General features: G+C 67.5%; 20 protein-coding genes. 13 read left to right on the top strand and 7 right to left on the bottom strand.

The genetic code is table 11. From position 1 onward, the window contains the following. Positions 1-5: 5 nt before the first annotated feature. From infA to PQ455_RS14250, 8 genes are all read left to right on the top strand, one after another. Positions 6-263, top strand: coding sequence for a translation initiation factor IF-1 (gene infA, locus PQ455_RS14285; protein WP_273686766.1), 258 nt, complete (start codon positions 6-8; stop codon positions 261-263). A gap of 46 nt (positions 264-309) precedes the next feature. Beyond that, entirely contained in the window at positions 310-513 is a 204-nt protein-coding gene (locus tag PQ455_RS14280; RefSeq protein WP_273686765.1) for a hypothetical protein, read from the top strand. Further along, entirely contained in the window at positions 510-764 is a 255-nt protein-coding gene (locus PQ455_RS14275) for a hypothetical protein (protein WP_273686764.1), read from the top strand. Before PQ455_RS14280 ends, PQ455_RS14275 begins: the two co-directional genes overlap by 4 nt. 219 nt (positions 765-983) lie before the next feature. Further along, a complete protein-coding gene (locus PQ455_RS14270) occupies positions 984-3,026 on the top strand; it encodes an alpha/beta hydrolase family protein (RefSeq protein ID WP_273686762.1) in 2,043 nt (680 codons plus the stop codon). A 56-nt stretch (positions 3,027-3,082) separates the two neighbouring features. Then, positions 3,083-3,961 carry a dienelactone hydrolase family protein gene (locus PQ455_RS14265; RefSeq protein WP_273686761.1) on the top strand — a complete coding sequence of 293 codons (879 nt, stop codon included), beginning with the start codon at positions 3,083-3,085 and terminating at the stop codon, positions 3,959-3,961. Further along, the gene (locus PQ455_RS14260; protein ID WP_273686760.1) at positions 3,958-4,569 is read left to right on the top strand and encodes a glutathione S-transferase family protein; all 612 of its coding nucleotides are present in this window, start codon (positions 3,958-3,960) and stop codon (positions 4,567-4,569) included. Before PQ455_RS14265 ends, PQ455_RS14260 begins: the two co-directional genes overlap by 4 nt. Positions 4,570-4,782: 213 nt before the next feature. Next, positions 4,783-6,324, top strand: coding sequence for a 2-isopropylmalate synthase (locus tag PQ455_RS14255; protein WP_273686759.1), 1,542 nt, complete (start codon positions 4,783-4,785; stop codon positions 6,322-6,324). A gap of 1 nt (position 6,325) precedes the next feature. After that, positions 6,326-7,519 carry a tetratricopeptide repeat protein gene (locus tag PQ455_RS14250; RefSeq protein WP_273686758.1) on the top strand — a complete coding sequence of 398 codons (1,194 nt, stop codon included), beginning with the start codon at positions 6,326-6,328 and terminating at the stop codon, positions 7,517-7,519. Positions 7,520-7,523: 4 nt separating this feature from the next. Here the strand turns inward: PQ455_RS14250 and PQ455_RS14245 are convergent, their stop codons facing one another. Together PQ455_RS14245 and PQ455_RS14240 are read right to left on the bottom strand one after the other, a co-directional pair. Then, positions 7,524-8,765, bottom strand: a complete 1,242-nt coding sequence (locus PQ455_RS14245; RefSeq protein ID WP_273686757.1) for a hypothetical protein — start codon at positions 8,763-8,765, stop codon at positions 7,524-7,526. Between the two features lie 85 nt (positions 8,766-8,850). Next, the gene (locus tag PQ455_RS14240) at positions 8,851-9,654 is read right to left on the bottom strand and encodes a nucleotidyltransferase family protein (protein ID WP_273686756.1); all 804 of its coding nucleotides are present in this window, start codon (positions 9,652-9,654) and stop codon (positions 8,851-8,853) included. Between the two features lie 60 nt (positions 9,655-9,714). On the opposite strand from PQ455_RS14240, the gene PQ455_RS14235 reads away from it, so the two are divergent. Both PQ455_RS14235 and PQ455_RS14230 read left to right on the top strand, forming a co-directional pair. Further along, positions 9,715-10,455 (top strand): phosphocholine cytidylyltransferase family protein, encoded by a 741-nt coding sequence (locus tag PQ455_RS14235; protein WP_273686755.1) that lies wholly within the window; start codon positions 9,715-9,717, stop codon positions 10,453-10,455. A gap of 116 nt (positions 10,456-10,571) precedes the next feature. Further along, entirely contained in the window at positions 10,572-10,769 is a 198-nt protein-coding gene (locus tag PQ455_RS14230; protein ID WP_273686754.1) for a hypothetical protein, read from the top strand. Positions 10,770-10,970: 201 nt separating this feature from the next. Here PQ455_RS14230 and PQ455_RS14225 read toward each other — a convergent pair whose 3' ends face one another. Together PQ455_RS14225 and PQ455_RS14220 are read right to left on the bottom strand one after the other, a co-directional pair. Continuing rightward, positions 10,971-11,174 (bottom strand): hypothetical protein, encoded by a 204-nt coding sequence (locus PQ455_RS14225; RefSeq protein ID WP_273686753.1) that lies wholly within the window; start codon positions 11,172-11,174, stop codon positions 10,971-10,973. 209 nt (positions 11,175-11,383) lie between these two features. Next, the gene (locus tag PQ455_RS14220; protein WP_273691380.1) at positions 11,384-11,590 is read right to left on the bottom strand and encodes a cold-shock protein; all 207 of its coding nucleotides are present in this window, start codon (positions 11,588-11,590) and stop codon (positions 11,384-11,386) included. Between the two features lie 238 nt (positions 11,591-11,828). Between PQ455_RS14220 and PQ455_RS14215 the strand changes: the two genes are divergently transcribed. Both PQ455_RS14215 and uvrB read left to right on the top strand, forming a co-directional pair. Then, positions 11,829-12,119 (top strand): GIY-YIG nuclease family protein, encoded by a 291-nt coding sequence (locus PQ455_RS14215; protein WP_273691378.1) that lies wholly within the window; start codon positions 11,829-11,831, stop codon positions 12,117-12,119. An 88-nt stretch (positions 12,120-12,207) separates the two neighbouring features. Further along, positions 12,208-14,418, top strand: coding sequence for an excinuclease ABC subunit UvrB (gene uvrB / locus PQ455_RS14210; RefSeq protein ID WP_273686752.1), 2,211 nt, complete (start codon positions 12,208-12,210; stop codon positions 14,416-14,418). 32 nt (positions 14,419-14,450) lie between these two features. Here the strand turns inward: uvrB and PQ455_RS14205 are convergent, their stop codons facing one another. Together PQ455_RS14205 and PQ455_RS14200 are read right to left on the bottom strand one after the other, a co-directional pair. Beyond that, entirely contained in the window at positions 14,451-14,582 is a 132-nt protein-coding gene (locus tag PQ455_RS14205) for a hypothetical protein (RefSeq protein ID WP_273686751.1), read from the bottom strand. 136 nt (positions 14,583-14,718) lie between these two features. Beyond that, complete coding sequence (locus PQ455_RS14200; protein WP_273686750.1) at positions 14,719-16,776, bottom strand: S9 family peptidase; 2,058 nt, start codon at positions 16,774-16,776, stop codon at positions 14,719-14,721. A gap of 279 nt (positions 16,777-17,055) precedes the next feature. Between PQ455_RS14200 and PQ455_RS14195 the strand changes: the two genes are divergently transcribed. After that, positions 17,056-17,250, top strand: coding sequence for a hypothetical protein (locus PQ455_RS14195; RefSeq protein WP_273686749.1), 195 nt, complete (start codon positions 17,056-17,058; stop codon positions 17,248-17,250). 50 nt (positions 17,251-17,300) lie between these two features. On the opposite strand, the gene PQ455_RS14190 is transcribed toward PQ455_RS14195, so the two are convergent. Further along, positions 17,301-18,026 (bottom strand): metallophosphoesterase family protein, encoded by a 726-nt coding sequence (locus tag PQ455_RS14190; RefSeq protein WP_273686748.1) that lies wholly within the window; start codon positions 18,024-18,026, stop codon positions 17,301-17,303. Positions 18,027-18,057: the final 31 nt, after the last annotated feature.

The following is an 18,057-nucleotide window of genomic DNA, read 5'->3' as shown; positions in this document are numbered from 1 at the left end:
ACCGCATGGCCAAGGAAGAACTCATGACCTTCGACGGGCTGATCGACGAGATCCTGCCCGATGGCCGCTTTCGCGTGCTGCTCGAAAACGACCACCGGATCATCGCCTATACCGCCGGCCGCATGCGCAAGCACCGCATCCGTTCGGTCGTGGGCGATCGCGTCCAGGTCGAAATGACGCCCTACGATCTCGACAAGGGCCGCATCATCTATCGCGAACGCACCCCCGGTGCCGGCCCCGGCCCGGCGCGGCAGCGCCGCTGAGCCATACGGCCGGCCACGCATCACTCGTTTGAACCAAGGAGCGTCCATGTCGGTCACCAGCGATTTCTACCTCGCCCGCGCCGCCGAATGCGAGCGCGAAGCGCAGGCCACCACGCTCGAAAACGTGCGCGATCGGTGCCGCCGGTCCGAAGCGGCGTGGCGCGAGATGGCCGCGCGCATGGTGAAGGGCGAGACGATGCGCGTCACCCTCGCCGCCGAGAAGCAAGCCAAGGAGGGCATCGCCCAGTGAGCCGTCCCTTCCAGAAACGCCCCGCCCCGCACCAGCGCCTCACCCCCGAACAGGCCGCCCGCCAGGGCCGCGCCGCGACCCTCGCCTTCGAGAAACTGCGCCAGTCCGAAGCGGTGATCGCCTTCCTCAACACCCACGACGACAGCATCGGCGGCCGCCCGATCGACTTGGCCGTCACCAGCGCCGACGGCCTCGCGTCGGTCGAGCAGCTGATCGCGAGCTTGCCCAAGGGCACGCCGGTCGCGGCCTGAAAAATTAAAACCAACCCGTTCACCCTGAGTAGGGACTGAGCGAAGTCGAAGGCCCGTATCGAAGGGCGCGCGCAGCCCCTTCGATACGCCATTTCGACAAGCTCAATGGCTACTCAGGGCGAACGGATACGGCAAAGGGTGCCGAGCCCCTCGCACGAAACTCCTTGCCACCCCGGCCGAATCCCGAAAGTCTCCGCTCGCCCCCAGCCGGAGATCCGCATGATCCGTTCGTTGCTTGCCGCCACCGCTCTGGCCCTGTCGATCGCGGCGCCCGCCGCCGGGCCGGTCGGGCCGAGCCGCGCCTTCACCGGCGCCGACATCTTCGGCATCGAGGCGGCGGCCGATCCCCAGATCAGCCCGGACGGCAGCAAGATCGCCTACGTCCGCCGCGCCAACGACGTGATGACCGACCGCACCCGATCGGCCATCTGGCTGATCGACGTGAAGACCGGCGAGCAGGTGCCGATCGCCGCCGGCCCCGGCGCCAACATGTCGCCCCGCTGGTCGCCCGACGGCAAGCGCCTCGCCTATATCTCCACCGCCGAGGGCGGCGGCGCGCAACTCTATGTGCGCTGGATGGCGACGGGGCAGGCCGCGAAGATCACCGCCATGCCCGACACGCCCGGCTCGGTCGCGTGGAGCCCGGACGGGCGCACCATCGCCTATACGTTGAACGTGCCCGACGAGGGCAAGACGTTCGGCAAGGCGCCGCCCAAGCCCGAGGGCGCCACCTGGGCGGCGCCGCTCGAGGTCATCACCTCGGTCGTCTATCGCCGCGACGGGGGTGGCTATTCCAAGCCCGGTTTCGATCATCTGTTCGTCGTGCCGGCGGATGGCGGCAGCCCGCGCCAGCTGAGCTTCGGTGCCCAGGACGATAACGGCCCGCTCGGCTGGACGCCCGACGGCCGCGAAATCCTGTTCACCAGCAATCGCGGGCCGGATCGGGAGCGCGAGGCGCTCGACAGCGAGATCTTCGCGGTTGATGTCGCCACCGCCACCACCCGCCAGATCACCGACCGGCGCGGGCCGGACGGCGGCGCCACCGTCTCGCCCGACGGCCGCTGGATCGCCTACCTCGGCTTCGACGACAAGCGCCTCGGCTATCAGTCGACCATCCTCTATGTGATGTCGCGCGACGGCAGCGGCGGCCGCGCGCTCACCGCCTCGCTCGATCGCAGCGTGGGATCGGCGACGTGGAGCGCCGACAGCAAGTCGATCTATGTCGATTACGACGATCATGCCGCCACGAAGGTCGCCCGCGTCGGGCTCGACGGATCGATCCGCACCGTCGCCGAAGGGCTCAGCCCCAGCGCGATCGACCGGCCCTATACCGGCGGCGACTGGTCGGTGGCGAAGGACGGCACCGTCGCCATCACCGCCGGCACGCCGCTGCGCCCGGCCGATGTCGCGGTGGTGCGTGGCGGGGCGGCCAAGCGGCTGACCAGCCTCAACAGCGAATTGCTCGCCGGCAAGACGCTGGGCGCGGTCAAGCCGCTCGCCGTGAAGGCCGCCGATGGCCGGGCGGTCGATGCGTGGATCGTCACCCCGCCGGCGTTCGATCCGGCCAGGAAATATCCGCTGATCCTCGAAATCCATGGCGGGCCGTTCTCCGCCTACGGCCCGGTCTTCTCGACCGACAACCAGCTCTACGCGGCGGCGGGCTATGTCGTCCTCTACGTCAATCCGCGCGGCTCCACCTCCTATGGCGCCGAATTCGCCAACCTCATCCACCATGCCTATCCCGGCGACGATTACGGGGATCTGATGGCGGCGGTGGACGCGGCGATCGCGGGCGGATCGGTCGATCCCGACAATCTGTTCGTCACCGGCGGATCGGGCGGCGGCGTGCTGACGACGTGGATCGTCGGCAAGACCGATCGCTTCAAGGGGGCGGTGGCGCAGAAACCGGTGATCGACTGGGCGAGCTTCGTGCTGACGGCGGATTCGACCCCCTATTTCGCGCGCTACTGGTTCGGGAAGTTCCCGTGGGAGGACCCGCAGGGCTATTGGGCGCGCTCGCCGCTGAGCCTGGTCGGCAACGTCAAGACGCCGACGATGGTGGTGGTGGGATCGGAGGATTACCGCACGCCGGTGAGCGAATCCGAGCAATATTATACCGCGCTCCAGCTGCGCGGCGTGCCGACCGCGCTGGTGAAGGTGCCCGGCGCCAGCCACGGCGGCCTCGCCGCACGCCCGTCACAGTCGGCTGCGAAAGCCTCGGCGATCCTGGCGTGGTTCGAGAAATATCGCGTGGCGAAGTGAGCGCACGCCCCCCTCCCGCTTGCGGGAGGGGGATTGGATAAAAAGGAGAGAGACGGATGACCGACGATATCCTGCAAAAGGCGATCGCGCTGCACGATCGCTTCACCCATGTGGATCATGACCGCCGCGCCTTCATGCGCGACATGGGCGCGCTGGCGGGTGGTTCGGCCGCCGCCGCCGCGCTCGCCGCCTCGATCGCGGCCGATCCCGCCGCCGCCGCGATCGTCGAGGCGAGCGATCCGCGCATCACGGTCGAGCCGGTCAGCTTTCCGGGCGCGAACGGCCATATGCTGAAGGGCGTGCTGGCGACCCCCAAGCCCGCCAAGGGGAAGCTCGGCTCGGTCGTCGTCTTCCACGAAAATCGTGGCCTCACGCCTTATGTCGAGGATGTCGCGCGGCGGCTGGCCGTGGCGGGCTATCGCGCGCTGGCGGTCGATCTGCTGTCGCCGGTGGGCGGCACCCCGGCCGATCAGGACAAGGCGCGCGAGATGATCGGCGCGCTCGATCTGCCGGCGGCGGTGGCCGATGCGGCGGCGTCGGCGGCCTGGCTCAAGGCGAGGAAGGGCGGCAACGGCAAGGTCGGCGTTGTCGGCTTCTGCTGGGGCGGGGCGATGGTCAACCGGGTCGCGGTGGCGGCCGGCGCCGCCATCGACGGCGGCGTGGCCTATTACGGCCCCCAGCCGACCCCCGCCGAGGCCGCGAAGGTCAAGGCCCCGCTCGTCCTCCATTACGCCGGGCTCGACGAGCGGGTGAATGCCGGGGCCGCCGCCTGGGTCGCCGCGCTGACGGCGGCCGGCGCCAAGGTCACGCGCTACGATTATCCGGGCGTCAACCACGCCTTCCACAATGACACGAGCGGCGCGCGCTACGACAAGGCGGCGGCCGACCTGTCGTGGCAGCGGACGCTCGCCTTCTTCGCGGAGACGCTGAAATGAGCCTCGATTTCTACACCAACCCCATGTCGCGGGGCCGCATCATCCGCTGGATGCTGGAAGAGGTCGGCGAGCCCTATGAGACGCACGTCCTCGATTTCAAATCGGGGGTGAAGACGCCGGAATTCCTGGCGATCAACCCTATGGGCAAGGTGCCGGTGATCGTCCACGATGGCACGATCGTCACCGAGGGTGCTGCGATCTGCGCCTATCTGGCCGATGCCTTTCCCGCCGCCGGCCTCGCCCCGCCGGCCGGGAAGCGCGGTGCCTATTATCGCTGGCTGTTCTACGCCGCCGGCCCGATCGAGGCTGCGGTGACCGACAAGGCGCTCGGGCTCACCGTGCCGACCGACAAGAAGGCCATGGTCGGCTATGGCGACTTCACCGCCGTGATGGACATGATGGAACAGGCCGTCACCGCCTCGCCCTATATCGCCGGGGACAGCTTCACGGCGGCGGACGTCTATTTCGGCTCGCAGATCGCCTGGGGCCTGATGTTCGGATCGATCGAGAAACGGCCGGCGTTCGAAGCCTATTGGGACCGGCTGAAGGTTCGCCCGGCGCATGTGCGGGCGGAGGAGCTGGATGACGCGCTGATCCCACAGCAATGAGCGGCCGGCGGGGTAGGGCAAGGTCGCACTGGACCCCGCCTCCGCTTTGCGATACGGGAGCGCCCATGCAGCGGCGCTCCGCCCTTATCCAGCTTCGACTTACGCGCCCTTAGGCGCGCGATGCTGCTTGCGGTCGAAAGGCCGTTTCGAGCCCACGGCGCCTAAGGGACAGGATCACCCCAAACAGGCACTCCCGCAACAGGGACGAATACCGTGACCGATACCATCCTGATCTTCGACACCACCCTGCGCGACGGCGAGCAGTCGCCCGGCTGCTCCATGAACCTGGAAGAGAAGCTCCAGGTCGCCCACCAGCTGGAGCAGATGGGCGTCGATATCATCGAAGCCGGCTTCGCCATCGCCAGCCAGGGCGATTTCGAGGCGGTGAGCGAAGTGGCCCGCGCCGCCAGGCGCGCCACCGTCGCCAGCCTGGCCCGCGCCGCCACCGCCGATATCGATCGCGCGTGGGAAGCGGTGCGCCATGCCGTGGCGCCGCGCATCCACACCTTCATCGCCACCTCGCCGCTCCACATGCGGGTGAAGCTGAACAAGAGCCCCGAGGAGGTGCTGGAGCAGATCGAGCGCAGCGTCTCCCACGCGCGCAACATCTGCCCCGACGTGGAATGGTCGGCCGAGGACGCCACCCGCTCCGAGCCGGACTTCCTCGCCCGCGCCATCGAGGTCGCGATCAAGGCCGGCGCGCGCACCATCAACCTGCCCGACACCGTCGGCTATGCCACGCCCGACACCTATGGCGCGATGTTCCGCGACATGATCGGCCGCGTGCCCAACGCCGATCTCGCGGTCTTCTCGACCCATTGCCACAACGACCTCGGCCTCGCCGTCGCCAACACTTTGTCGGCGGTGATGGGGGGCGCGCGGCAGGTAGAATCCACCATCAACGGCATCGGCGAGCGCGCCGGCAATGCCGCGGTGGAAGAGATCGCCATGGCCATCAAGGTGCGCCATGACGTGATGCCGGTCCGCACCAACATCGTCTCGACCGAGATCACCCGCGCCAGCCGGCTGGTCTCCGGCATCACCGGCTTCCAGGTGCAGCCCAACAAGGCGATCGTCGGCGCCAACGCCTTCGCGCACGAGAGCGGCATCCATCAGGACGGGATGCTCAAGGACAGTTCGACCTACGAGATCATGACGCCCGAGAGCGTCGGCGTGAACCAGTCGAGCCTCGTCATGGGCAAGCATTCGGGCCGCGCCGCCTTCCGCTCCAAGCTGGAGGAACTGGGCTACGATCTGGGCGACAACGCCTTTCAGGACGCCTTCGTGCGCTTCAAGGCGCTGGCCGACGCCAAGAAGCAGGTGTTCGACGACGATATCGTGGCGCTGGTAGACGACGAGGTGCTGCGCGGGCACGATCGTATCCAGGTGAAGGAGGTCGAAATCTATTGCGGCTCCAACGGCCCGCAGCGCGCGATCCTCACGCTCGATGTGGAGGGCGCGGAAAAGACCGTCGCGGCCAAGGGCAACGGCCCGGTCGACGCGCTGTTCAACGCCATCCGCCAGATCGTGCCCCACGATACGGCCGCGCTGGAACGCTATGAGGTGCATGCCGTGACCGGCGGCACGGACGCGCAGGCCGAAGTGTCGGTGCTGCTCTCCGAAGCCGGTCGCACCACGCGCGGGCGCGGCGCGCATCACGATACGATGGTCGCCTCGGCACGGGCCTATGTGAACGCGCTCAACAAATTGATGGTCAAGCGCGGCCGGGCACCGGTGGAAAGCGCGGTCGGCTGATTTGAGCGACGGGTTCGAAGAGGGCCGCATCCTCTTCCGCTCCGACGATCTCCTCGTCCGCCAGGTCGGGGAGATCGCGGCGGGGGGTGCGGTCGCCGTCACGTTCGATTGCTACGGCGACTGGCACGGCAATGCCGTCAAGGAAGGCTTCGGCGAGCGCCATTTCGCGATCAATGCTCGCGCGGCCATCCATGTGATGCCGCGCGGCAACGACTGGTATCAATATCCCACGACCGAGGCGGCGCTGGCGGCGGTGAAGCAGGCGGTGGCGGGCGCGGCGCGCGTCGTCGCCTACGGCTCCAGCATGGGGGCCTATGCCGCGATCCGCTTCGCCGACCGGATCGCCGCGACGGCGGTGCTGGCGCTGTCGCCGCAATATTCGGTCGATCCCGCCAAGGCGCCATTCGAGAAACGTTGGTTGCAGGAAGGGCGCACCATTGCCTTCCGGCCGGAACTCGACGGGCCGATCCGCTCGTCGGTGCGGCCGGTGATCGCCTATGACGATCGCAGCATCGATCGGCGCCATGTCGATCGCATCGCCGCCGATATCGCGGTCGAGCGGTTGCCGCTGCCCTTCGGTTCGCATCCCGTGGGGCTCGCGCTGATGGAGGCGGGGCTGCTCCAGCCGATCCTGCACGACATCCTCGACGGATCGTTCGATGGCGATGCCGTCCGCGCCGGAGTCGTCGAACGGCTGCGCGGCACCTCGACTTATTGGGCCGAGCGCGCCCGCGCCCAACCGCGCTGGCTGAAGTGGCGCGCGGTGGGCTTCGCCCGGCGGGCGCTGGCGCTGGCGCCACAGAGCCCGCTCACCCACCATGTGCTCGCCACCAGCCTCGATCGGGTAAGGCGCTATACCGAATCGCTGCCGTTGCACGAGGAGGTCGCGCGCCTGTCGGATCGCCAGCCCGGCTATCTGCGCCCCTACAGTTTCGCCCGCGCGCGCTATGGCGATCTGGAGGGCGCGCTGGCCCTGGCCCGGGAGGTCAGCGCCGCTGATCCCGGCCGCGCGCGCAACCACGAATGGGAAGCATGGCTGCTGGGAATGCTCGGCCGGGCCGGGGAGGCGCTGCCCGCGATCGATCGCGCGCTGGCGATCGATGCCGAGCCGCCCAATTACACGAAGCTGCGCGACGCGCTGATCGCCGGTGCGCCGCTCCGCCGGCTCCACCCCTACAAGCGCGCCCGCGCCTGAGGCGTCAGGCCGACAGCGGCTGGAAGGCGGCGGGAGCGGCTTCGGTGCGTGGCGCCACGATCCGGTCGAGATAGGTCGCGATGGCGAGCGCGGCGCGATCGGAAGAGCGGTGCGCCGTCAGGTCGAACGTGTCGGCGAAGCGGCGGCGCTGTTCGCCCACGAAGGCCGGGAAACGCGCCACCGCGCAATCCACCGCGCCGATCGGATCGCCGATATCGGTCGCCACCGGCCCCAGCGCCCAATGGCCGTAATTCTCGTCGCCGCGCCAGTCCCGCGCGCGATGATCGAGGAACAGGCAGGGGCGGGGCGTGCGGATGAATTCGTAGATCTGGCTGGACACGTCGCCGAGATAGATGTCGGCGATGCCGGTATAGCTCATGTCGACCGATCGATCGGAGCCGAGGTCGATCCGCATGTGCGGCAGCGCGCGATAGCGATCGAATTCGGGCACCGGCCCCGCCCCGTCGAACAGGCGGACGTGCGGCGCGAAGATCAGATTGTAGCGATCCTGCCGCGCGAAGGCGTCGAGGATGCGCCGCCCCCAGGCATCCCACGATCCGAGCTGCGAGAAATGGGGATTGTAGAGCACGGTCGGCCGATCGTTGGCGAAGGGCCGCCAGGCGGGATCGCGCATCGCATCGGCCGCGTCGAACTTGGGATAGCCGACGATCGCCGAGCCGCCGGGGCGGATCAGCCCTTCGCGCTGGAAGCGGTCGCGCTGCTTCTCGCCGGCCAGCATCACGAAATCGAACTGGGCGATGCGCGGATCGGCGCTGATCGCCCGATCGCCCGCACCATGATCGAGATGGATGAAGCGCGGGCGGGTGACGCCCATCTTCTTCAGGGTGAGCGAGGTGCGCTCGGGAATGGCGATCGCGTCGAACCGGTCGAGCTTGGGCACGAGCGCCGCGAGGGTGAGCAGCTTGGGCGGGGTCGCCCGGCCGCTGACGCGGGCCAGTGCGTGGAACGGGCGCGGGCCGGCCAGCGCGAACTGGATCGGCGCCCCGCCCAGCCGGGCGACGACCTCGCGCGCATAGCCGAGCGCGCGATCGGAGGCGCACAGCACATGCACCTCGGCCCGCCCGCTGGCGGCCAGCGCGGCGGCGGTGGTGATGCCGTGCATGAGCTGGTGAAGCTGTGCGTTGAACAGGAAGCAGATGCGCGGCAGGCGCCCGGCATCCACGCCGGGCCGATGCCGGCCGAAGGAGGCCCAGGTCGCCAATCCGAAAGGCGTACCCTTCGTCATGTTTCTCCACTCTAGCCCGCGGGGGTCGGGCTCAAGCAACTGATGCCGGGCACATTAACCCCAGACTAACGGGGTGAAAAGGGGATCAGCCAACCGACTGGCGCGCCACGAGGATCGCTTCGGCCTGTGTGTGGTCGAGGGGCTTGTCCACGTCGATCGCGGCCTCGGCGAAGGGCAGGGCGACGGGCCTGGCGGTGAAGCCCAAGGCCTTCGCCGCGCGCGCCATCGCGCCAGCCAGGCTGATCGTGCGGGTGACGGCGCGAATCGCGAGGCCCAGGCCGAAATGGCGGATCAGCGTCCACGCTTTTTTGCGATCCCGCTCCACCTCGCTCCACGCGGCAAGGCCCCTGGCGGCGGCGGGGGTGGAGAGCGCGAAGAGGTTGGCGCCGGTAAAAGCATCGTCCGAAAAGCGCAGCCACGTCCGCCGGCTTTCGGGGTAGGCGGCCAGCAGTGTCCGCCGCCCCACCACGCCGACGCTCACGTCGGTGCCCGGCGCCGCGGCGAGGAAGAAGCGGATCATCTCGGGCGTCAGCAAAGGATGATCGGCCGTCGTCACGAACAGCGGCCATGGCGCCGATTCGCCGCCCGCCACCGCCGCGATCGAGGTGGAGATGCCCTTGCCCGACGCCGCCGTCGCGATGCGGGGATCGGCGATGCCCGTCGCCGCGACCAGCGCCTCGGCATCCTGCGCCAGCACGAGGATGCGGCCGATCGCGTCGACCGCCAGCAAGGTCTCGAGCACATGCGCCAGCATCGGCCGGCCCGCGATCGGCACCAGCGCCTTGGCGGCGATGCCGAAATGCGCGGCGAGCGGATCGATGCCGGGGCGCTGCCCGGCGAGGAGGATCGCGGTCCACTGGGCGGCGGGATCGGCGGTTCGGTCGGTCATGGGGCCTGCCTATCCCAGCCGCGTCATCATTTGGCCATGGAAAGATGGCGTAGGGCCGGCATGACCATCACCAGTGCCATCATCCTCTCGGCGGGCAAGGGCTCGCGGCTGCTGCCGCTGACGGCCGATCGCCCGAAATGCCTGATCGATTTCGCGGGGCGCAACCTGCTCGAATGGCAGATCGATTCGCTGAAAGCCAACGGGATCGAGCGGGTGACGATCGTCACCGGCTTCCGCAGCGATCTGGTCGACGCCGTCGCGGCGGCGCGGCCGGGGGTCGAGACGCTCTTCAACCCCTTCTACCATGTCGCCGACAATCTGGGTTCGGTGTGGATGGTGCGCCACGCCTTCGATCGCGATACCCTGCTGCTCAACGGGGATACGCTGGTCTCGCCCGATCTGGTGGCGACGGTGCTGGCGGGCGCCAACGCGCCGATCAACGTGACGATCGACGTAAAGCCGGATTACGACGCCGACGACATGAAGGTGTGGCGCGACGCGGCCGGGCTGCTGCGCCGCATCGGCAAGACGCTGACGCCGGAGGAAACCAACGCCGAATCGATCGGCCTGCTCGCCTTCCGGGGCGAGGGCCGCGCGCTCTTCACCGACGCGGTCGAGCGGGCGATGCACACGCCGGCGGGCACGGCGAGCTGGTATCTCAAGGTGATCGACACGCTCGCCCCGACCGACCGGGTCGGCACGGTGCCGATCGTCGGCCACGAATGGGCCGAGGTCGATTTTCCCGCCGATCTCGAAAAGGCGACCGCGCTCACCGAACGCTGGCGCGCGCGGGGGCTCTGAGCCTGGGGGCGCAAGGCTACCCGTCCAATCACCTTAACATAAGCTGCTTTGCGCATTCGGAACTTGTTCACGGCCCATGGTGCATCCTGTCCTTCAGAATGGACAAGGAGGTTGCCATGTTTGGCCACAGGAAACGGCACAACCAGCCGTGGACGGACGAGGCCGACGCCGAGCTGGCCCGGCATATCGCGAGCGGCGCGCTGCTGCCCGAGATCGCGCGGGCGATGGAGCGCAGCCAGGAAGCCGTCCGCAGCCGCGCCAACGTGCTCAAGCTGCCGGTGCGATCGACCAATCGCGGGGTGAAGGACGCGTAAGGGGTTTGGGGCGGGTCGATTGACTCCGCAACCGCACCAAGCCGTTCGTCCCGCGCAAAGTCGAGGGACGTGCCCCAAGCGGTGTGCCTGGCCACATGTCCTTCGACTTCCTGCCTCCAGGCAGGAAGTTTATGCTGAGCGCCTGCCTTGCAGGCAGCCGAAGGGTTCGGGACGAACGGGATAGGGGTTGAAGCCTGCGCCTCAGTAGCGGCGCGAAGGGGTCGCGATCGGCTTGCTGGGCGCCCGCGCGGCCGCGCGCTCTTCGGCGCCGACGAGGTTCGCGATCAGCTTGCGAAAGATGCTGTGGGCGCGGCGATGGTGCATCCGCTCGGCCTCGGTGGTGGCGGCTTCGGCCGCCGCGAGGCTCTCGGCCGCACGCGCGGCATATTCTTCGGCCTTGGTCATATCCGTCGTCCTTCGTGTGTGGCGGCGCGTCAGGGCTTGATGATGCCCTTGGTCGACGGATTGGAAGCGTTCGGCTTGGGCGGCGCTTCCTTCTTGGGTTTGCGCGCTTCCTTGGAACCGCGTTTCTGCGCCTTGGCCATCGTCATGCCTTTCCGGCAAAAATGGACCGGCGGGCGGGCGCCTCATGAGCGCCGCGCCCGCCGACCGGGTCAGGCGCTCTGGAGATTGATCGCCGAGGTCTTGCCGCGACGATCGGTTTCCAGCTCGTAGGAAACGCGCTGGTCCTTATCGAGCGTGCGCATGCCGGCACGCTCGACGGCCGAGATGTGAACGAAAGCGTCCTCGCCGCCGGTCTCCGGCGCGATGAAGCCATAGCCCTTGCTTTCGTTGAAGAATTTTACGGTTCCGGTAATCATGTCGAGGATATCCTTATCCCTGGTGGACGGGCATGCGCCAGACGCGGCACATCCCGGCTTCGGTGAGGCTAGAAAGGGACAAGGGGGAGCCAAGGCGGCCCGATATCCGTCGCAGGCGACGTCGGCACCCTCGATATAGGGATATTCGCGGGAATAGATAGGGCGGGTGGGAAGATAGCCCTCCTCGTCATGCCAGCGCAGGCTGGCATCCATGTCTTTCCCGTCGCACGATGCCGGCATGAAGGGCGGCTACGTCTACATCATGACCAACGGGCCGAGCGGCACGCTGTACGTGGGCGTGACGGCCCATCTGGCCGCGCGGATCACGCAGCATCGCACGGGCGAGGGCTCGGACTTCTGTCGGCGCTACGGCCTCACCCGGCTCGTCTATATCGAGCCCCATGCGACCATCATGGAAGCCATCGCGCGGGAGAAAGCGATCAAGGCATGGCAGCGGGGCTGGAAGCTCAATCTGATCGAGCGGGCCAATCCGGGATGGGACGACCTCTACCTCACGCTCAACGCCTGACGGAGAGAGACATGGACCCCAGCCTGCGCTGGGGTGACGATGATATTCTCGACTGGAACAAAGCACGACCCACGCCCATATTGCCGCCATGGCGATCCAGATCCGCACCACGCTCGACGAACCCGATACGGGGCAGTCGTTCATCCCCCACCGCCCGCAGCGGCCGGAGAAGGGCGAGGGCGGCAAGCCTTTCCGCATTCAATCGGATTACGAGCCCGCCGGCGACCAGCCGACCGCCATCGCCGAGCTGGTGGCGCAGGCCGAGGCGGGCGAGCGGGATCAGGTGCTGCTGGGGGTCACGGGATCGGGCAAGACCTTCACCATGGCCAAGGTGGTGGAGCAGTTGCAGCGCCCGGCGCTGGTGCTGGCGCCCAACAAGATCCTCGCCGCGCAGCTGTATGGCGAATTCAAGCAATTCTTCCCCGACAATGCGGTCGAATTCTTCGTCAGCTATTACGATTATTACCAGCCCGAAGCCTATGTCGCGCGGACCGACACCTATATCGAGAAGGAAAGCTCGATCAACGAGGCGATCGACCGGATGCGCCATTCGGCCACCCGGTCGCTGCTGGAGCGGGACGATGTGCTGATCGTCGCGTCGGTCTCGTGCCTGTACGGCATCGGATCGGTCGAGACCTATTCGGCCATGATCTTCGATCTGAAGAAGGGCCAGACGGTCGATCAGCGCGAGATCATCCGCAAGCTGGTCGCGCTCCAGTACAAGCGTAACGACGCCGCGTTCGGGCGCGGCAATTTCCGCGTGCGGGGCGACAATCTGGAAATCTTCCCGTCGCATTATGACGATGCCGCTTGGCGCATCGCCTTCTTCGGCGACGAGATCGAGGAGATCAGCGAGTTCGATCCGCTGACCGGCAAGAAGGCCGCCAGCCTCGATCACGTCCGCATCTACGCCAATTCGCACTATGTGACGCCCGGCCCGACGATGAAGCAGGCGAGCGAGGCGATCCGCTTCGAGCTGACCGAGCGGCTCAAGGAATTGCAGATCGAGGGCAAGCTGCTGGAGGCGCAGCGGCTGGAGCAGCGCACCAATTTCGATCTGGAGATGATCGCGGCGACGGGCAGCTGCGCCGGCATCGAGAATTACAGTCGCTTCCTCACCGGCCGCATGCCGGGCGAGCCGCCGCCGACCCTGTTCGAATATCTACCCGAAAACGCCCTGCTGTTCGTGGACGAGAGCCATCAGACGATCGGCCAGGTCAACGGCATGGCGCGGGGCGATCACCGGCGGAAGATCACGCTCGCTGAATATGGCTTCCGCCTGCCGAGCTGCATCGACAATCGCCCCTTACGCTTCAACGAGTGGGAGGCGATGCGCCCGCAGACGGTCTATGTCTCGGCGACGCCGGGCAAGTGGGAGATGGAGCAGACCGGCGGGGTCTTCGCCGAACAGGTGATCCGCCCCACCGGCCTGATCGATCCGCCGGTCGAGATTCGCCCGATCGAGAGCCAGGTGGACGACCTCGTCGGCGAATGTCGCGCGACCGCCGTCAAGGGCTATCGCTCGCTGGTGACGACGCTCACCAAGCGGATGGCCGAGGATCTGACCGAATATCTGCACGAGGCGGGGCTGAAGGTCCGCTACATGCACTCCGACGTCGAGACGCTGGAGCGTATCGAGTTGATCCGCGATCTGCGGCTGGGGGTCTATGACGTGCTGGTCGGCATCAACCTGCTGCGCGAGGGGCTCGATATCCCCGAATGCGGGCTGGTCGCGATCCTCGATGCCGACAAGGAGGGGTTCCTGCGCTCCGAAACCTCGCTGATCCAGACGATCGGCCGCGCGGCGCGTAACGTGGACGGGCGGGTGATCCTCTACGCCGATTCGGTCACCGGATCGATGGAGCGGGCGATGGCCGAAACCGAGCGCCGCCGCGAGAAGCAGCAGGCGTTCAACGTCGAGCATGGCATCACGCCCGAAACGATCCGCCGCTCGATCACCGATATCGTCAGCCACCTCTCCTCGAAGGATCAGGTGACCGTCGATACCGGGCTGGAGGACCGCACCCACATGGTCGGCCACAATCTGCGCGGCTATATCGAGGAGCTGGAGGCCAGGATGCGCAAGGCCGCCTCCGACCTCGAATTCGAGGAAGCCGGGCGGCTGCGCGACGAAATCCGCAAGTTGGAAAATGACGAACTCGGCCTGCCCAACGAACCCAGCCGCGCGCCGGTGCGCGGCAATTCGACCTTGGGCAAGCCGGGGACGCGGCAGACGCGGTTCGGGAAGGCGAAGGCGGTGCGAGCGGAGAAGAGGGCGCGGGGGCGCACGACAGATTGAAGCGACGCGCCCACCTTACTCAGGTTCCAGACCTATAATCCGGCCTGGCAGGCCGCCGGATCCCACGTGCCGGCACAATTCTGATAGGCTACCTCGTCCTGCACTTCCTGCGGGGGCGGGCCGGCGTTGCTGGCGAGGAAGAAGGCGATAAGGGCTGCGAGCATGATCCACCTCCGGAATAACGATCCGTGATCGTCTTGTCCGGCCAGAACGACGGCGCCCGATCGCAGGTTTCGGGCGCCGTCGAGATTCGGGACGGAAGGTGGTATTCTCGGCTCCAGCCGATGAAAGCGGTATGTTTTACTTAGCCGCCTTGGCCGTCCATTCCTTCATCCAGTCCAGCACTTCCCTGTGCCATTGCAGGCTGTTCTTCGGCTTCAGGATCCAGTGGTTCTCGTCCGGGAAGATCACCAGCCGCGAGGGGATGTCGCGGCGCTGGGCGGCGGTGAAGGCGGCCAACCCTTGCGTATAGGGGATGCGGAAATCCTTCTCGCCGTGGATCACCAGCATCGGCGTCTTCCAGTCCCGCACCTTCAGGACGGGGTTCCATTTCTCATAATCGGCGGCCGCCTCGTAATAAGGATGGCCGCCATGCTCCCATTCGTCGAACCATAGCTCCTCGGTCTCATAGGCCATGGCGCGCGCGTCGAACACGCCGGCATGGACGACGAGACACTGGAAGCGATCGGGCCAATTGCCCGCGATCCAGTTCATCATATAGCCGCCGTAGGAGCCGCCCGCCGCGCAGGCATGGTCGGCATCGAGCCAGCCGAACTTATCGGTGGCGGCCTTCAGCCCGGCCTTGAGATCGACGAGCGGCTTGCCCCCCCAATCCTTGTTGATCGCATCGGTGAAGGCCTGGCCGTAGCCGACCGACCCGTGGAAATCGACCAGCACCGCGCCGAAGCCCGCGCCCGCGAACACCGCCGGGTTCCAGCGATAGGACCAGGCGTTGCCGAAGCTGCCCTGCGGCCCGCCGTGGACGAGGAAGGCGATCGGTGCCCTGGCGCCCTCCGCCAGCCCGGCCGGCTTCACCGCATAGGCCCACACATCGTCGCCATTGGCGCCCTTGAAGGAGAAGCGGGTCGCGGTCGGCAGGTCGATGCCGGCGAGCTTGGCGGCGTTGACCGAGGTCAGGCGGCTTTCCGCGCCATATTCGTCCATCCGGTAGAGATCGGCCGGCGCGGTCAGCGAATCCTTGGCGTAGACGATGTTGTTCGCGCCGAGCGGCTCGACGCCCGCGACCGACCCATCACCCGACAGGCGGCTGACCTTGCCGCTCGCCAGATCAACGCGGAACAGCGCATGATCGAAATGGTCGAGCGCCGTGACGTACAGGCTGGCCGAATTGGCCGCCCATGTGATCGTCTCCACCGAACGATCCCAGCCCGGCGCCAGCGCGCGGACCGCGCCCGTCTTGAGGTCGCGGATGTGGAGGACCATCCGGTCCGCCTCGTATGTCGCGCGCGCCATCGCGGCATAAGCGAGGAAGCGGCCGTCGGGCGACACGGTCGGCAGGTTGTCGGTCGCCTTGTTGGCGGCGGTCAGGTTGGTCGGCGCGGCCGATCCATCGGCGGGGGCGGACCAGATATCCAGATTGGTCGACAGCGGCTCGATCCGGCCGGCCTCGCGCAGCGCGAAATAGACGGTCTTGCCGTCCGCGCTCCAGCTCATCTCGGCGCCGTCGCCATTCGGTTTGGAGGGGGCGTCGCCGACGAGGGTGGCGGCCAGCGGCACGCCGAAGCCGGTCGCCTTGCCGCCCGCCAGCGGCAGCACGAACAGCTGCGATCGGGTGCCGTCCGCCCATGTATCCCAATGGCGCGCGAACAATTGGTCATAGGTGCGCGCGGAGCCGGCGAGGCTGTCCTTCTTGACCTGCGGCTGCTCCAGCGAGGGCACGCCTGGCTTGCGATCGGCCCAGACGAGCAATTTGTCGCCCTGCGGCGAGAGCTTGAAGCCCGAGATGCCGCCGAAGCCGCTGGTCGCCTGCACGGGCGTGCCGCCGGCCATGTCGACATGCCACACGTCGGCATCGCCCTTGCGGTTCGACACGAACCACAAGGTGCCGTCCTTGGCGAAGACCGGATCGGTCTCGTTGAAATCGGGGGTGGAGGCGAATGTCTGCGGGGTGGCGCCCCTGGTCTTCAGGTCGAGCCGCCACAGATCGAAGCGGCCCTTGTTGGCGTCGAGATCGGTCTCGCGCTGCTGCCAGACGAGCCAGCGGCCATCGGGCGATACCGCCGGCGCGGCGACGCGCGACAGCGATACCAGATCGGTCGGCGTGATCGGGCGGGCGAGCAAGGGGGTGGAGGCGAGGAGGGTGGCCGCCAGCGCGGCGATGCGGGTGATGCTCTTCATGGCACGGGCGTAGCATCGCGCCTTTCCTTCAGCCAGACGCGCCGATCATTCAGCTCGCCGCAAGCTGCCCGATCGCAATTTGCGCGCCATGCGCGGCAAAAGGCTGAAATGGTTCAATTTACGCACGAGAGTTTGCACCATTATGGAGGGTTCTGTCGGTGTCCGCTTAACGCGATGCTCATTATTGTGGATTAGTTGCGTCCATCAAACGACCCGCCCTTTGCGCCGCTTGCCAAGCGACGGAAAGCCGCGCACGACACGCCATTCGCGGAGAATCGAATGTCCTATGAATTGAAGGGCGACGTGCGGTCGGAGATGGATGCCGCCGTCGCCTTGATGACGGAAGCGCTCGCGATCCTCGATCGGCACGGGCAGATCATGGCCGCGATCTCGCTCTCCACCGCGATCGAGCAGGCCGGCGGCCTGCCACCCGAGCCTGCCGGGCAGGATCGGGTGTTCGGCTGCTACGGGTGAATCATTGATGCCGCGCCGTGCTCCTGCGGAGCAGGAGCACCGGCAGTAAATCACTCCAGCGTCCGCACCCGCACCGATAGCGCCCCATCCTCCACGATCAGCTCGTTGAAAGACGGTGGTGAGGCCCGCACCCGTTCCGAAAGCGTGCCCGCGCCGACCAGCCGGATCGTCCCCCCTGGCGTTTCCCACGGCAGGTCGAACGGATCGTGGGTATGGCCCGACAGCACCGCCGTCGCGCCCGCCGCCGCCAGCACCGGCAGCGCCGCGATCCCGCCCGCCGTCTGGTCCGAGCCGCTGGCCTTTCGCGCCACCAGCGGATGGTGGCAGGCGATCAGCGCGACATGGCCGGCGGGCTTGGCCTTCAACCGGGCCAGCGCCCCGTCGAGTTGCGAGCGGCTGACCGCGCCATGTTTCCAGTTGCGCCACTGGAAGCGCCGCGTGGTCTTGAGCGGCACGACCCATACGCCCGGCAGATCCATCTCCCGCTCGATCGCCTTCTCGACCCGCTCGAACCGGCCATAGGGGCGGGTGAAGCGGGCGAGCAGGTTGTACATCGGCAGATCGTGATTGCCCGGCTCGATCGTGACCGGCACGTCGAGCGCCTTCAGCCACGCCGAGGCGGCGGCATATTCGGCGCTGCGGGCGCGCATCGTGAGGTCGCCGGTGCAGACCACCGCATCGGGCTTTTCGGCGCGGACGAGGCCGGCGAACCAGTCGAGCGCGGCTTCGTCGGCGCGGCCGAAATGCAGGTCGGAAACATGGAAAAGGCGGGTCATCGCTCCCTCAACCGCCGGTCGCCCGCGCTGT

Source organism: Sphingomonas naphthae (assembly GCF_028607085.1).
Classification (GTDB): Bacteria; Pseudomonadota; Alphaproteobacteria; order Sphingomonadales; family Sphingomonadaceae; genus Sphingomonas_Q; species Sphingomonas_Q naphthae.
The sequence above is the reverse complement of the archived record's forward strand: the minus strand, read 5'-3'. Positions and strand labels throughout refer to the sequence as shown.